Annotated in this window: 14 protein-coding genes; 5 read left to right on the top strand and 9 right to left on the bottom strand. The window is 64.8% G+C overall.

The genetic code is table 11. The annotated features are described in order from the left end of the window. Window position 1: 1 nt before the first annotated feature. The 5 genes from ACP150_RS01995 to ACP150_RS01975 all read right to left on the bottom strand — a co-directional run bounded on the left by ACP150_RS01995 (window position 2) and on the right by ACP150_RS01975 (window position 5,629). Window positions 2–1,213 carry an acetyl-CoA C-acetyltransferase gene (locus ACP150_RS01995; protein WP_424964866.1) on the bottom strand — a complete coding sequence of 404 codons (1,212 nt, stop codon included), beginning with the start codon at window positions 1,211–1,213 and terminating at the stop codon, window positions 2–4. Window positions 1,214–1,224: 11 nt separating this feature from the next. Next, complete coding sequence (locus ACP150_RS01990; protein ID WP_424964865.1) at window positions 1,225–1,860, bottom strand: glutathione S-transferase family protein; 636 nt, start codon at window positions 1,858–1,860, stop codon at window positions 1,225–1,227. Window positions 1,861–2,065: 205 nt separating this feature from the next. Beyond that, window positions 2,066–3,211: an acyl-CoA dehydrogenase family protein gene (locus tag ACP150_RS01985; RefSeq protein WP_424964864.1), complete on the bottom strand. Its 1,146-nt coding sequence runs from the start codon at window positions 3,209–3,211 to the stop codon at window positions 2,066–2,068. Between the two features lie 209 nt (window positions 3,212–3,420). Next, window positions 3,421–5,199: an acyl-CoA dehydrogenase C-terminal domain-containing protein gene (locus ACP150_RS01980; protein ID WP_424964863.1), complete on the bottom strand. Its 1,779-nt coding sequence runs from the start codon at window positions 5,197–5,199 to the stop codon at window positions 3,421–3,423. Window positions 5,200–5,227: 28 nt separating this feature from the next. Next, complete coding sequence (locus ACP150_RS01975) at window positions 5,228–5,629, bottom strand: MerR family transcriptional regulator (RefSeq protein ID WP_424964862.1); 402 nt, start codon at window positions 5,627–5,629, stop codon at window positions 5,228–5,230. A 570-nt stretch (window positions 5,630–6,199) separates the two neighbouring features. Here ACP150_RS01975 and ACP150_RS01970 point away from each other — a divergent pair. Further along, a complete protein-coding gene (locus ACP150_RS01970; protein WP_424964861.1) occupies window positions 6,200–7,228 on the top strand; it encodes an SGNH/GDSL hydrolase family protein in 1,029 nt (342 codons plus the stop codon). Window positions 7,229–7,243: 15 nt separating this feature from the next. On the opposite strand, the gene ACP150_RS01965 is transcribed toward ACP150_RS01970, so the two are convergent. Further along, window positions 7,244–7,612 carry a MerR family transcriptional regulator gene (locus tag ACP150_RS01965; protein WP_424964860.1) on the bottom strand — a complete coding sequence of 123 codons (369 nt, stop codon included), beginning with the start codon at window positions 7,610–7,612 and terminating at the stop codon, window positions 7,244–7,246. A 103-nt stretch (window positions 7,613–7,715) separates the two neighbouring features. Here ACP150_RS01965 and ACP150_RS01960 point away from each other — a divergent pair, with 103 nt between their 5' ends. From ACP150_RS01960 to ACP150_RS01950, 3 genes are read left to right on the top strand one after another with little or no spacing between them, the layout of a single operon-like run. After that, the gene (locus ACP150_RS01960; RefSeq protein ID WP_424964859.1) at window positions 7,716–8,153 is read left to right on the top strand and encodes a PaaI family thioesterase; all 438 of its coding nucleotides are present in this window, start codon (window positions 7,716–7,718) and stop codon (window positions 8,151–8,153) included. After that, a complete protein-coding gene (locus tag ACP150_RS01955) occupies window positions 8,150–8,686 on the top strand; it encodes a PaaI family thioesterase (protein WP_424964858.1) in 537 nt (178 codons plus the stop codon). The genes ACP150_RS01960 and ACP150_RS01955 overlap by 4 nt, the downstream gene beginning before the upstream one ends. Further along, entirely contained in the window at window positions 8,679–10,013 is a 1,335-nt protein-coding gene (locus ACP150_RS01950; RefSeq protein WP_424964857.1) for an MATE family efflux transporter, read from the top strand. Before ACP150_RS01955 ends, ACP150_RS01950 begins: the two co-directional genes overlap by 8 nt. On the opposite strand, the gene arsC is transcribed toward ACP150_RS01950, so the two are convergent. Genes arsC through ACP150_RS01935 form a run of 3 tightly spaced genes read right to left on the bottom strand, consistent with a single transcriptional unit; the run spans window position 10,010 to window position 11,747 of the window. Further along, window positions 10,010–10,357 carry an arsenate reductase (glutaredoxin) gene (gene arsC / locus ACP150_RS01945; RefSeq protein WP_424964856.1) on the bottom strand — a complete coding sequence of 116 codons (348 nt, stop codon included), beginning with the start codon at window positions 10,355–10,357 and terminating at the stop codon, window positions 10,010–10,012. The genes ACP150_RS01950 and arsC overlap by 4 nt on opposite strands. Beyond that, the gene (locus ACP150_RS01940) at window positions 10,354–11,412 is read right to left on the bottom strand and encodes a quinone-dependent dihydroorotate dehydrogenase (protein ID WP_424964855.1); all 1,059 of its coding nucleotides are present in this window, start codon (window positions 11,410–11,412) and stop codon (window positions 10,354–10,356) included. Before ACP150_RS01940 ends, arsC begins: the two co-directional genes overlap by 4 nt. Further along, window positions 11,409–11,747, bottom strand: coding sequence for a DUF952 domain-containing protein (locus ACP150_RS01935; protein WP_424964854.1), 339 nt, complete (start codon window positions 11,745–11,747; stop codon window positions 11,409–11,411). Before ACP150_RS01935 ends, ACP150_RS01940 begins: the two co-directional genes overlap by 4 nt. Before the next feature lie 122 nt (window positions 11,748–11,869). On the opposite strand from ACP150_RS01935, the gene ACP150_RS01930 reads away from it, so the two are divergent. Further along, window positions 11,870–13,456, top strand: coding sequence for a bifunctional metallophosphatase/5'-nucleotidase (locus ACP150_RS01930; RefSeq protein WP_424964853.1), 1,587 nt, complete (start codon window positions 11,870–11,872; stop codon window positions 13,454–13,456). The last annotated feature ends 38 nt before the right edge of the window (window positions 13,457–13,494 follow it).

The raw sequence follows: 13,494 nt of genomic DNA, 5'->3' as shown, positions 1-13,494 counted from the left end.
ATCAGATCCGCTCGATGATGGTGGCGGCACCCATGCCGGAGGCGACGCAGAGGGTCGCGAGGCCGGTGCCCTTGCCCGTGCGTTCCAGCTCGTCGAGCAGGGTGCCGAGGATCATCGCGCCGGTTGCGCCCAGCGGGTGGCCCATGGCGATGGAGCCGCCATTCACGTTCACCTTGTCATGGTCCACATCGAAGGCCTGCATGAAGCGCAGCACGACCGACGAGAAGGCCTCGTTAACCTCGAATAAATCAATATCCGAAATGTTCATTCCGGAATCGGCCAGGATTTTTTCAGTGGCGGGAACAGGCCCGGTCAGCATGATCGTGGGATCCGTGCCGATCTTGCAGGTCGCCTTCATGCGGGCGCGGGGCTTGAGGCCATGGGCCTCGCCAAATTCCTTGTTGCCGATCAGAAGCGCTGCGGCCCCGTCCACAATGCCGGAGGAGTTCCCGGCATGGTGGATATGCTCGATCTTCTCGAGATGGGGGTATTTCATCAGGGCGATCTTGTCGAAACCCGGCATCTGCTCGCCCATATCCTTGAAGGCAGGCTTCAGGCCGCCGAGGGACTGCATGTCCGTCTGCGGGCGCATGTACTCGTCATGGTCGAGAATGCTCAAACCGTTCTGGTCGCGCACGGTGAAGATCGATTTCTCGAACCGCTTGTCGTCCCAGGCGGCTTGCGCGCGCTGCTGGCTGGCAACCGCGAGCGCATCGGCGTCATCGCGCGAGAACCCGTATTCGGTGGCGATGATATCCGCAGAAATCCCTTGGGGCACGAAATAGGTCTTCATCGCGACGCTCGGGTCAGCGGCGATTGCCGCGCCATCGGATCCCATGGGCACACGGCCCATCATCTCGACCCCGCCCGCGATATAGGCGTGCCCGCCGCCACCGCGCACCTGGTTCGCGGCGAGGTTCACGGCTTCGAGCCCCGAGGCGCAGAAGCGGTTGATGGCGAGGCCCGGGATCCGCTCGTCCAGATCCGAGGCCAGCACGGCGGTCCGCGCGAGGCAGCCGCCCTGTTCCATCACCTGGGTGACATTGCCCCAGATCACGTCCTCGACCGCGTGGCCGTCGAGCCCGTTGCGGTCCTTCAGGGCGTTGAGCGTCTGCGCCGAGAGGCTGACCGCGGTCACCTCGTGCAGGCTGCCATCCTTGCGGCCCTTGCCCCGGGGGCTGCGGATCGCGTCGTAAATATAGGCTTCGGTCATGGGTCCTCCGTTCATGCCGCCACGCCATAGGCGCGGGGCATCAGATCATAGGGGTGTTTCCAACCGGGCAGGGCGGCGATGCCGTCGAGCCAGCGGTCGATATTCGGGAAAGCCGCGCGGTCAAAGCCGAACGGTTCATCATAATAGAGGTAAGCGCAGCAGGAGAGGTCGGCAGCGGTGACGTCGTCGCCCACCAGCCAGTCGCGCCCGGCAAGAGCGGCATCGAGGGTCTTGTAGGCCCCGGCACACCGGCCCTGGGCCCAGCCGATCACCTCGGCGGGGCGTTTGGCCTCGGGCACGAAGTTCATCAGGAACCGGGTGATGCCGACCATCGAGGACATCTTGTGATTGTCCCACAGCACCCAGCGCAGCACATCGCGCCGGATTGCAGGGTCGTGCAGGCCGAAACGTCCGGTTTTTTCCGACAGGTGATCGAGGATGACACCGGATTGCGTCAGGGTCGTCTCGCCATCCTCCAGCACCGGGCATTCGCCCATTTCGTTCAGGGCCAGATGTTCAGGCGCGCGGGTGCCGCCCTTGAAGAAATCCACATAGACCGGGGTCCAGTCGAGCTCTGCGAGGTTCAGGGCCAGCGCGACCTTGTAGGAATGGCCGGATTCGCCGAAGCAATGCAGTCTGAGGGTCATGGGGCCACTCCTGTCAGGGCCGCGCTGGGCGCTGCGAAATAAATGAGAGTCTGGGACATGGCTTTACCTCTCTTTAAGGCGACCATGGGTACACCAGAGACATGGACCAGGTTCAGATGCCCCTGACCGGGTTCTTGCAAGGCCCTTCGGTTGTCCGCTCCCCCGTATGCCAACCGAAGGGCCGCTCCCATCCGGTTCGGCCGGGTCACAGGGCTCTCCCGATCAGCTCTTTCATGATCTCATTCGTGCCGCCATAGATCCGCTGGACGCGGGCATCGGTCCACATCTGGGCGATGTCGTATTCGGCCATGTAGCCATAGCCGCCATGGAGCTGCACGCAGTCATCGATCACTTCGCCTTGCGTGTCGGTGATCCAGTATTTCGCCATCGCGGCTTTCTCGACGCTCAGCTTGCCCTCGAGATGCTCGGCGATGCATTCATTCAGGAAAGCGCGGGCCACGGTGGTCTTGGTCTGGCACTCGGCCAGCTTGAACCGGGTGTTCTGGAATTTGAGGATCGGACCGCCGAAGGCCTGTCGCTCCTTGGCGTAGGCGATGGTGCGCTCCACCGCGCCCTCCATGGCCCCCACGGCACCGGCGGCGATGATCAGACGCTCCTGCGGGAGCTGGGTCATCATCTGGTAAAAGCCGCGGCCTTCCTCGCCGCCCAGCAGGTTCTCTGGCGGGATCTCGACATTGTCGAAGAAGAGCTCCGAAGTGTCCGAAGCGTGCAGCCCGACCTTGTGCAGGTTGCGCCCGCGCGAAAAGCCCTCCGCCCCGTCGGTTTCCAGCACGACGAGCGAGACGCCCTTGGCCCCGGCCGAGGGATCGGTCTTGGCGGCCACCACGACCAGGTTCGCGTGCTGACCATTGGTGATGAAGATCTTGGAGCCGCTGAGCCGGTACGCGTTGCCGTCCTTCACCGCCTTGGTCTTGATCCCCTGCAGATCCGAGCCCGCGCCCGGCTCGGTCATGGCCAGCGCGCCGACCATCTCGCCGGAGACCATCTTGGGCAGCCATTTTTTCTTCTGCTCCTCAGAGCCATAGGCGAGGATGTAATGGGCGACGATCCCCGAATGGATCCCGTGTCCGGCGCCCCAGGATGACAGGTTCGCCCGGGCAATCTCGGTCAGGATCGCCGCTTCATGGCCGAAATCCCCGCCCGGTCCGCCATATTCCTCGGGCACCGAAGGGCAGAGCAGACCGAGCTCGCCGGCCTCTTGCCAGATCTCGCGATCCATCTCGCCCTGCGCGCGCCAGCGTTCGAATTTCGGGGCCCACTCGGTGGTGATGAAGCTGTTGGTCATCTCGGCGAGCATCTTGTGCTCGTCGGTCATCCAGGTGGTGGTCATCGCGGCTCTCCCCTTTATGCGCGGACCGCGTCGGTCCGGCCCGCCGTGTTGTTGTGCTGTCCGGAGTATGGTCGTTGCCACCCCCGTTTGAGTATCTCAAAGATCGGGAAAGCCCGGGCTGTGACGCTGCGTTTTTCGCCGCGACAGGCCTTGGCTTTCCCGCTCCCCTCCCTGTGTGTCGCCCCGCAGCTGCGCGGGGCGATCCGATCTCAGAAGTTGGCGGCGTCCAGCGCCATCACCGGTTCGGCCCCGGTGGTGATCCGCGCCAGATGGGTGCCGGTCATGGGCAGCTGGCGGGACATGTAGTAACGGCCCGTGGCGATCTTGGTCTCGTGGAACTGGGTGTCCGTGTCGCCCGCCTCCAGCGCCGCCATGGACGCCTTGGCCATCTTCGCCCACATCAGTCCGAGGCAGACATGCCCGAAGAGATGCATGAAGTCATAGCTGCCCGAGAGCGCGTTGTTGGGGTTCTTCATGCCGTTCTGCATGAAATACATGCCAGCCGCCTGCAGGTCCTTGGACGCGGTCTTGAGCGGATCGAGGAAGCCCTCTTTCAGGGCGGCATTGTCCTCGTTTTCCTTGAGGAAGCTCTTGATCATATCAAAGAAGGCCATGACGGTCTTGCCACCATTCAGGCCCAGCTTGCGCCCCACGAGGTCGAGCGACTGGATGCCGTTCGTGCCCTCGTAGATCATGGCGATGCGGGCATCGCGGACGAACTGCTCGAGGCCCCATTCCTTGGTGAAACCAGACCCGCCGAGGGTCTGCTGGGCCAGAACCGTGGTCTCGAACCCCTTGTCGGTCAGGAAACCCTTCATCACCGGGATCAGCAACGAGATCATTGCGTCTGCCTCGGCATCCTTGGACCGGTGCGCCTGATCGATCAGGGTCGCGCCCCAGAAGACCAGCGCGCGGGCGGCCTCGACGAAGGATTTCTGGTCCATCAGGTTCCGACGCACATCCGGGTGGACGATGATCGGATCGGCGGGCTTTTCGGGCGCCTGCACGCCGGTCACGTCGCGGCCCTGCAGCCGGTCGCGGGCAAAGCCGAGCGCGTTCTGATAGGCGATATCGCCCTGGGCATAGCCCTGCAGCGCCACCGAGAGGCGGGCCTCGTTCATCATGGTGAACATGGCGCGCAGGCCCTTGTGCATCTCACCCACGAGGAAGCCCGTGGCCTCGTCATAATTCATCACGCATGTGGCGTTGCCGTGGATACCCATCTTGTGCTCGAGCCCGCCGCAAGTGACCGCGTTGCGATCGCCGAGGCTGCCATCCTCGTTCACCATGAATTTCGGCACAATGAACAGAGAGATGCCCTTCACGCCGTCGGGGCCGCCGGGGATCTTGGCGAGAACCAGATGGATGATGTTCTCGGACATGTCGTGCTCGCCCGCCGAGATCCAGATTTTCTGGCCAGAGATCTTGTAGCTGCCATCCTCCTGCGGTTCCGCCTTGGTGCGGATCAGCCCGAGATCCGTGCCGCATTGCGGCTCGGTCAGGTTCATGGTGCCGGTCCAGGTGCCCGCGATCATGTTGGGCAGATAGGTCGCCTTCTGCTGATCCGAGGCATGCTCGGACAGGGCGGACATCGCGCCATGGGTCAGGCCGTTATACATCTGGAAGGCCATGTTGGCGGCCGAGAACATCTCGCCCGTGGCCGTCTGCAGGATATAGGGCATGCCCTGACCGCCATAGTCGGGGTCCATGTCGAGGCCGGTCCAGCCGCCATCGCACATCAGCTTGTAGGCGTTCTTGAACCCCTCCGGCGTGCGCACGACCCCGTTTTCCAGCTTGCACCCCTGGGCGTCGCCCACGGTGTTCAGCGGATGCAGGACCTCGGTCGCCAGCTTGCCCGCCTCGTCGAGCACGGCGCCGGTGAATTCGGCATCAAGCTCGTCATAGCCGGGAATGCCGGTCTGCGAGACGTTGAGCACGTCGTGCAGCAGGAACTGCATATCCTTGGTGGGGGCGGTGTAGCTGGGCATGGGCCTCTCCGTTGATCGTCGCGCGCGCTCAGGCGGCGGCTTCTTTTTCCTTCAGGGAGTCGATCATCTTCGCCCCCCAATCGAGTTGCTCTTTGAGATCGTCGATGGCCTCGTCCAGCTCTTCGCGCTGGCGCTCCATATCCGCGAGCCGTTGCTGCGCGATCTCATAGGTCTTTGACAATTGCGTGAGCTGACGGTCGCCCCGGTCATAGAGATCGAGCAGCTGCCGGATCTCTTCGAGGCTGAAACCAAAGCGCTTTCCGCGCAGGATCAGCTTCAGGCGTGCCCGGTCCCGACGTGTGAAGAGGCGCTTCTGGCCTTCACGGACGGGAAAGAGCAGTTCCTTGGACTCGTAAAACCGCAACGTGCGCGGTGTCACGTCGTAGATATCGCACATGTCGCGGATTGTGGTGTAGTCAGTCTGGGTCATGTTACATCTCACTTGTCAGGTACATGCTGGATGTGACCCGACTGCGATTAGGTTACAAGAACAGTTGACGTTTACGTAACAGGGACGTCACGTCATTTCGCAGACGACCCGGCGTTAAGTCATTTTCTTAAGGTAAACGCGAGAATCGGCACGTTTCTGACGCTCCGTCATGGCCCTTTTTGAGCGGCTTTTTGCCAGTTGCCCGCGACCCTGCCCCAAGGGCAGGGCGGTGGGCCGACGCAACAGGGCGGGCGTGGTTGCGTGGCCGGAGTTCGGGGCGGCGCCGGGTGCGTCCGAGCCTGAACACGCTCCCGGCGCGCTGGGGGCAGGGCCATCTAGACTGGCGCAGCGCGATCCGGTGAGCAAGTGGGGCAGAAGCATGGAGCAACCGCGACCCAGATCCCCTGCAGAGCGTCGCGCCCGAGGGGTGTCAAAGCGGTTTGGCGCGGATCTTCGCTCAGAGTGATGCAGACGAATATCTGTCTTAACGTTTCTGAAAATCTGACCTAGTTACGTGTGTGGCCCGCCCATGTTGTGTACTGCGGGTGAAGAGTGTGAAGGCTAGATTTGATGACGATTTATATTGTGGGCAGTTCCTCCACCGTGATGCATGGCGGTTGGGCTGACCAGTTCGCCCTGAAAATGGTGCGACGCTACGCGGTGCGGAATTCCGCGATCAGTGCGGCCAGCACGCTGATGTCTCTCATTCGCATGAAACAGGAAGCGCCCTACGAGCCCGGCGATATCGTGCTGTGGTCGGGATGCGTCGCGGATGCGACGGCGCTCACGGCGGGCGGGTTCCAGGATGGCAGTCTTCTGGCCTATCTCGAAGAGATGATCCGCCATGTGGCCGAGTGCGGGGCCACGTTCCTGCCGATCCTGATCGATACCTGGAACGCGGATATGAACAAGGATCAGCGCCCCTACAAGGATGCGTTGCTCGAGCTGTTCAACCATTACGGCCTCGCCTGGGTCGACATTACCGAGGAATATGAGCGCGACACGGGCCTGCCCGAGATCCCGCGCCATTTTTTCAACGCCACCGGGCATATGCATGCGAATTCGGACATGAGCCGCTATATCGGCGGTCTGGCGGCCGAGGCAGTGGATGCCGGGCTGGCCAGACTGCCGGAAGGGGATCCTGTCTATGTGGACCCCGAGCGCAAGCTGATGGTCGTCAACCGGTTCGATCCCGAGGGCGCGGCGGAGTTGTTCAAGAACCGTGTGGTCGAGACCACCCTGTGGCAGCCAGGTGTGAGCCTGCCGCCCGAGGGGCGTCCCGCCGGGGATCTGGAACTGGAGGCCGTGGTTTTCATGGCCGTACCCGAAGGCGGGGCCGTCGATCTGAGTGTCGGGGAGGAAACCGTCACGCTCTCGGCGCGTTGCACGGTGGGGGCGGGCAACTGGCAGATGATGCTGGCGGCCTATCTGCCCAACATGATCGGCGCGCCGCTCTCGGTGCCCGAGGGCAGCACGATCACCACCGCCTGGACGTCCGAGGCGAAGACGGTGGAGCCTGACCTGATGTTTCATCCCGAGCCCGGCGCGGGCCCGTCCCGGGCGCGGCTGGCGGCGATGGCGTTCCGGCCCTCCGCCTGACCCTGTCGGGCGGGCTCAGGGCAGGGTCTTGGCGACCTTGTCCCGCAACTCCGTCAGCTCGTCGATTGCGGCATCGAGATCCGCGCGTTCCTTGTGGAGCGCGTCAAGCCTTTCGGTCGCGCCTTCGACCCAGACCCGGTTCTGGGCCTCGGTCCCCTCGTTTTCATAGATCAGCAGCCATTGCCGGATCTCCTCGAGCGAGAAGCCAAAGCGCCGCCCGCGCATGATCAGCTTCATCCGCGCCACGTCGCGCGGCGCATAGAACCGGCTGCGGCCCTCGCGGATCGGAGAGAGGAGTTCGATATACTCGTAATAGCGAAGCGTCCGCGGCGTGACGTCAAAGGCCGCGCACATCTCCTTGAAGCTCAGAGTGTCCTCCGCCATGCTCCCTCCCCAAGGCTGCGGTGTTGTCCGAGTTCTTTTGTGCCCGCCCGGCGGCGTCTGTGCAAGGGGCCGGACTGGCCACGGCAAGCAAGTGAAGGGCCCCATGACCTCAGACCCCCAGACCGACAAGGCGCGGATCGCGCAGCAATTCATCGAGATGATCCCCCATGGTCGTGCCCTGAGCATGACCGTGGAAGAGATCGGCGATGGCATCGCCGTGATCTCGATGCCCTATGACCCGAAGCTCGTGGGCGACATCCAGACCGGCGTCATCCATGGCGGCGCGGTCTCGGCCCTGATGGATACCTGCGGCGGGGCGGCGGTGATGAGCCATCCGAGCGCGCCGGGCGGGACGGCGACCATAGACCTGCGCATCGACTACATGCGCGCGGCCAAGCCCGGCGACCGGATTACCGCCCGGGCCGAATGTCATCATATCACCCGAAACGTGGCCTTTGTCCGGGCCGTGGCCATGGATGGCGACCCCGAGCACCCCGTGGCCATGGCCACCGGCGCCTTCACCGTGGAGCAGGCCCGATGAGCCGCGCACGTCCCGAACCCATGCAGGTGGTCAAGCAACGGCGCGATGCGGCCCTGCGCGCGCTGGTCGAAGGGGTGCCCTACATCCAGTTCCTCGGCGTCTCGGTGGACCGGCGTGGGGATGAGCTGACGGCGCTCTTGCCTTTTGACGACAAGCTGATCGGCAACCCGATGCTGCCGGCCATCCATGGCGGTGTGACGGCGGCGTTTCTCGAGGTTACCGCGCAGATCGAGGTGAGCTGGGCCATGCTCTGGGATGATCTGGAGCGCGGCGCGATCGACCCCGACACCCTCAGCCCGTCCTCGCTGCCGCGGATGCCGAAAACGATTGACCTGACCGTGGACTACCTGCGTTCGGGCCTGCCGCGCGATGCCTATGCCCGCGCGCGGGTGACGAGGTCCGGGCGGCGCTACGCGACGGTCTTTGTCGAGGCTTGGCAGGACAATCGGGAACGTCCCATCGCGCAGGCCACGGTGCATTTCCTCATGCCGCGCCGTGAGGCTCAGGAGACCACGTCCCGGACCGATGGCTGAGCCTACCCCTGCCGCGCCTGAGCGGCCCCTGACCCATCGCCGGGTGCTGCATATCGCGGTGCCCATCGTGCTGTCCAACGCGACGGTGCCGATCCTCGGGGCGGTGGATACCGGTGTGGTCGGACAGATGGGCGAGGCGGCTCCGATCGGGGCCGTGGGCATCGGCGCGATCATTCTGACGGCGATCTACTGGATCTTCGGATTTCTGCGCATGGGCACCAGCGGGCTCGTCGCGCAGGCGCTGGGCGCCGGGCAGAAGGACGAGGTCTCGGCGCTGCTCACCCGCGCGCTGCTCATCGGGTTTGGCGCGGGGCTCGCGCTGATCGCGCTGCAAGCCGCGTTGTTCTGGGGCGCGTTTCAGGTCTCGCCCGCCAGTCCGGAGGTCGAGAGCCTCGCCCGCGACTATATGGAGATCCGGATCTGGTCTGCCCCGGCGGCCATCGCGATCTACGGCCTGACCGGCTGGCTGATCGCGGCAGAGCGGACCAAGGGCGTTCTGGTCCTGCAGCTCTGGATGAACGGGCTGAACATCGCGCTCGACCTGTGGTTCGTGCTCGGGCTTGGCTGGGGTGTCTCCGGCGTGGCCTTCGCGACCTTTCTGGCGGAGTGGACGGGGCTGGCGCTGGGCCTGTGGCTCTGCCGGGATGCGTTCGCGCGGCCCGCATGGCGACAGAAAGACCTTGTCTTTGCCCGAGACCGGCTGGTGCAGATGGCGGCCGTGAATGGCGATATCCTGATCCGCTCGGTCCTGTTGCAGGCGGCCTTCGTCTCTTTCCTGTTTCTGGGCGCGGATCTGGGGGATGTCACGCTGGCGGCCAATCAGGTGCTGCTGCAATTCCTGCATGTGACCGCCTATGCGCTGGACGGGTTTGCCTTTGCCGCCGAGGCGCTGGTGGGGCAGGCTTACGGCGCCGGGGCGGTGGCGCGGCTGCGGCGCGCGGCCTGGATGACAAGCCTCTGGGGCGGGGGGACCGCGCTGGCACTGGCGCTGGCCTTTGCCCTGCTGGGACCGATGGTGATCGACGTGATGACCACGGCCCCCGACGTGCGCGAGACCGCGCGAAGCTTCCTGCCCTGGATGGTCGCGGCCCCTGTGCTGGGCGTGGCGGCCTGGATGCTGGACGGGATCTTCATCGGCGCAACCCGCACCCGGGACATGCGCAACATGATGGCGCTGTCCTTCGGGATCTATTGCATCACGGTCGCGCTTCTCCTGCCACCCTTCGGCAATCATGGGCTCTGGGCGGCGATCACGGTGATGTTCGTGATCCGCGCGATCACGCTGGGCGCGAAATACCCTGCGCTGGAACGCGCGGCGGGCGGTTAGACGATCTCGAGCACCTGTTCCGGCGGACGCCCGATCACCGCCTTGCCGCCGGCAAAGGCGATGGGCCGCTCGATCAGCTTGGGATTGGCAGCCATGGCAGCGAAAAGCTCGGCATCGCTGCTCTCGGCGTCGAGCCCGGCCTCGCCATAGGCTTTCTCCTTGGTCCGCATCATCTCGCGCACCGGACCCCCGAGGCGGGCATGGACCGCGCGCAGCTCCGTCTCGTCCGGCTCTTCGCCGAGATAAAGGCGCAGCGTCACGTCATGCCCGGCCTCTTCGAGCAGTTTCAGTGCCTCACGCGATTTCGAGCAGCGTGGGTTATGCCACAGCAGAACATCCGTCATAGCCAATCCTCTCGTCCTGTGCCCACGGCCTCGGCCACGGTGGAAAACCCGTCTCGGGCGAGCAGCGCGTCGAGCCCCCGGGCAATCTCGCTGGCGAGGCTGATGCCGCCATAGACCAGCGCGGTGTAGAGCTGGACCGCCGACGCCCCGGCCCGGATCTTGGCATAGGCGGTTTCCGCGCTGTCCACGCCGCCAACCCCGATCAATGGGATCGCGCCTCCGGTCTGTTGCGAGAGCTGCGCGAGCACCCGCGTAGAGCGCTCAAAGAGCGGCGCGCCCGAGAGCCCACCCGCCTCGTCCCGATGGGCGGAGGCGAGGCCGTCCCGGCTCAGGGTCGTGTTCGTGGCGATGATCGCATGGATCCCGCTGGACTTGGCGACGGCGGCAATATCGGCAAGCCCAGCCGCGTCCATATCCGGCGCGATCTTGAGAAAGACCGGGATTGGCGTGGCCAACGCCGCGCGCGCGTCCATCACCCCGGCAAGCAGCGCCTCAAGCGCGGCGGCCCCCTGCAGATCGCGAAGCTTCTCGGTGTTGGGGGACGAGACATTCACCGTCGCGAAATCCACATGAGCCCCGCAGGTCGCGAGCACCCGGGCGAAATCGCCCGCGCGGTCCTCGCTGGTCTTGTTCGCTCCGAGGTTCAGGCCGATCACTGTCCCCTTTGGTCGCGCCGCAAGGCGGGCGGCGATGGCCTCGGCCCCGTCATTGTTGAAGCCGAACCGGTTGATGGCCGCGCGGTCTTCGGTCAGCCGAAAAAGCCGCGGACGCGGATTGCCCGGTTGCGGCAGGGGGGTGGCGGCGCCCACTTCGAGAAATCCGAACCCTGTCTTGGCCAGCGGGGCGAGCGCCTCGGCATTCTTGTCGAACCCGGCGGCCAGACCCACGGGATTGGGCAGGCGCAGCCCGGCGATCTGCGTGCTGAGCCGGGGTGTCGAGACCGGCCCGCCCGAGGGCCCGAGCCCCGTGCGCAGGGCGCGCAGGGCCAGACCATGGGCGGTTTCCGGATCAAACCGGGTCAGGGCCGCGAGCCCCAAACGCTCCAGCGCGCTCATGGCAAGGCCTCGGGAAAGACATGGCCCCGGTCGCCCATGGGCAGGGCGGCGGTCCAGAGCACATCATCCGGTGTCATCCTGCGATAGAGATGCGGAAAGAGCGCCCCGCCACGCGAGGGCTCCCATTTCAGGGCCTCGCCGAGGGCGTCCGCCTCCAGCGCCAGAAGCACCAGATCGGTCTCGCCCGCGAAATGCTCGGCCGCGGTTTCGCGCACCTGCGCGGCGGTGGAAAAGTGGATAAAGCCATCGGCCAGATCCACCGGCGCCCCAGCCGTCTCACCTGCGGCAAGAAACGCCTCATGTTCGGGCGTTCTGAAGATTTTATAGATCACCATGGCCCTTCTCTCGCGTGTCCGGCCCCCATGGTCAAGATCCGCCCGAACCTGTCGTAAGGATCGCTTTGACACCCCCTGCGGAGTGGTTAACCTGCCCTCAGTCATAACAGGGGGTAGACACAATGATGTCTCGGATTCTTACCTCGGCGGCGGCGCTTGCGCTGACCACCGGGATGGCGGCGGCGGAGTATACGCTGCATGTCATCCACATCAACGACCTGCACAGCCGGATCGAGTCGATCAACCGGTTCGACAGCACCTGCAACGCCGAGGGCGAGGCCGAAGGCAAGTGCTTTGGCGGCGTGGCCCGCGTGGCCACCAAGATCAACGAGCTGCGGGACCAGATCACCGCCGAGGGCGGCAATGTGATCGTGCTCGACGCGGGCGACCAGTTCCAGGGCTCGCTGATGTATACGACCTACAAGGGCGCGGTCGAGGCCGAGTTTATGGAGGCGATCGGTTTCGACGCCATGGCCGTGGGCAACCACGAATTCGATGATGGCCCGATCAAGCTGTCGGAGTTCATCGACAAGGTGAGCTTCCCGGTGATCTCAGGCAATCTGGACCTGACCTCCGAGGATCTGCTGAAAGACAAGGTCGCCAACCACGTGGTGCTTGAAGTCGGCGGCGAGAAGATCGGCATCGTCTCGGCCCTGGCCACGGACACGGTCGAAACCTCTTCGCCCGGTCCCAACGTGGTCTTCCAGAACGAGATCGACGCCCTGAGCCAGGATGTCGCCACGCTCGAGGCGGACGGGGTCACCAAGATCATCGCGCTGACCCATGTGGGCCTGCCCAAGGATCTGGCGATTGCCGAGGCGGTCGAGGGGCTGGACGCGGTTGTGGGCGGGCATTCCCACACCCTGCTGAGCAACACCGCCGAGCGTGCCTCGGGGCCGTACCCGACCATGGTGGGCGACACGCCCGTGGTGCAGGCCTATGCCTATTCGAAATATGTCGGCCATCTCGTGCTGACCTTTGACGATGCGGGCAATGTGACCTCGGCGACCGGCGATACCATCGTGCTCGACGCATCGGTGACGCCGGATGAGGCGATCATCGCCCGTGTGTCCGAACTGGCCGGCCCCATCGAAGAGCTCAAGGCGCGTCCGGTCTCTGACGCCGCCGAGGCCATCGAGGGCGACCGCTCGGTCTGCCGGGCCATGGAATGCCCGATGGGCAATCTGGTGGCGGATGCCATGCTCGACCGCGTGGCGGACCAGGGCGTGACCATCGCCTTCCAGAACGGCGGCGGTCTGCGTGCCTCCATCGATGCGGGTGAGATCACCATGGGCGAGGTGCTGACCGTGCTGCCTTTCCAGAACACGCTGTCGACCTTCGAGGCGACGGGCCAGATGCTGGTCGATGCGCTGGAGAACGGTGTGAGCAAGGTCGAGGAAGGCGCTGGGCGCTTCCCGCAAGTGGCCGGCATGAAGTTCACATGGGATCCGGCATCCGAGCCGGGCAGCCGCGTCTCGGACGTGATGGTCGCCGAAGGGGACGGGTTCGTCGCCATCGACCCGGCCAAGACCTATCTCGTGGTGACCAACAACTACGTGCGCAATGGCGGCGATGGCTATGGCATGTTCGCAGGCGACGACAAGAACGCCTATGACTTCGGCCCGGACCTCGCCGATGTGACCGCGGCCTTCCTCGAGGCAAGCGGCACCTACCGGCCCTATACGGACGGTCGGATCACCTCGAAGTAGATCACCGCTCTTTCAACGCAAAAGGCGCCCTGCGGGGC

The organism is Dinoroseobacter sp. S375 (assembly GCF_049800775.1).
GTDB lineage: Bacteria > Pseudomonadota > Alphaproteobacteria > Rhodobacterales > Rhodobacteraceae > Dinoroseobacter.
The sequence above is the reverse complement of the archived record's forward strand: the minus strand, read 5'-3'. Positions and strand labels throughout refer to the sequence as shown.

Excerpts from the sequence above, each read along its gene's own strand:
- ACP150_RS01995 (WP_424964866.1), bottom strand. The coding sequence starts at position 1,213 with ATGACCGAAGCCTATATTTACGACGCGATCCGCAGCCCCCGGGGCAAG.
- ACP150_RS01990 (WP_424964865.1), bottom strand. The coding sequence starts at position 1,860 with ATGACCCTCAGACTGCATTGCTTCGGCGAATCCGGCCATTCCTACAAG.
- ACP150_RS01985 (WP_424964864.1), bottom strand. The coding sequence starts at position 3,211 with ATGACCACCACCTGGATGACCGACGAGCACAAGATGCTCGCCGAGATG.
- ACP150_RS01980 (WP_424964863.1), bottom strand. The coding sequence starts at position 5,199 with ATGCCCAGCTACACCGCCCCCACCAAGGATATGCAGTTCCTGCTGCAC.
- ACP150_RS01975 (WP_424964862.1), bottom strand. The coding sequence starts at position 5,629 with ATGACCCAGACTGACTACACCACAATCCGCGACATGTGCGATATCTAC.
- ACP150_RS01970 (WP_424964861.1), top strand. The coding sequence starts at position 6,200 with ATGACGATTTATATTGTGGGCAGTTCCTCCACCGTGATGCATGGCGGT.
- ACP150_RS01965 (WP_424964860.1), bottom strand. The coding sequence starts at position 7,612 with ATGGCGGAGGACACTCTGAGCTTCAAGGAGATGTGCGCGGCCTTTGAC.
- ACP150_RS01960 (WP_424964859.1), top strand. The coding sequence starts at position 7,716 with ATGACCTCAGACCCCCAGACCGACAAGGCGCGGATCGCGCAGCAATTC.
- ACP150_RS01955 (WP_424964858.1), top strand. The coding sequence starts at position 8,150 with ATGAGCCGCGCACGTCCCGAACCCATGCAGGTGGTCAAGCAACGGCGC.
- ACP150_RS01950 (WP_424964857.1), top strand. The coding sequence starts at position 8,679 with ATGGCTGAGCCTACCCCTGCCGCGCCTGAGCGGCCCCTGACCCATCGC.
- arsC (WP_424964856.1), bottom strand. The coding sequence starts at position 10,357 with ATGACGGATGTTCTGCTGTGGCATAACCCACGCTGCTCGAAATCGCGT.
- ACP150_RS01940 (WP_424964855.1), bottom strand. The coding sequence starts at position 11,412 with ATGAGCGCGCTGGAGCGTTTGGGGCTCGCGGCCCTGACCCGGTTTGAT.
- ACP150_RS01935 (WP_424964854.1), bottom strand. The coding sequence starts at position 11,747 with ATGGTGATCTATAAAATCTTCAGAACGCCCGAACATGAGGCGTTTCTT.
- ACP150_RS01930 (WP_424964853.1), top strand. The coding sequence starts at position 11,870 with ATGATGTCTCGGATTCTTACCTCGGCGGCGGCGCTTGCGCTGACCACC.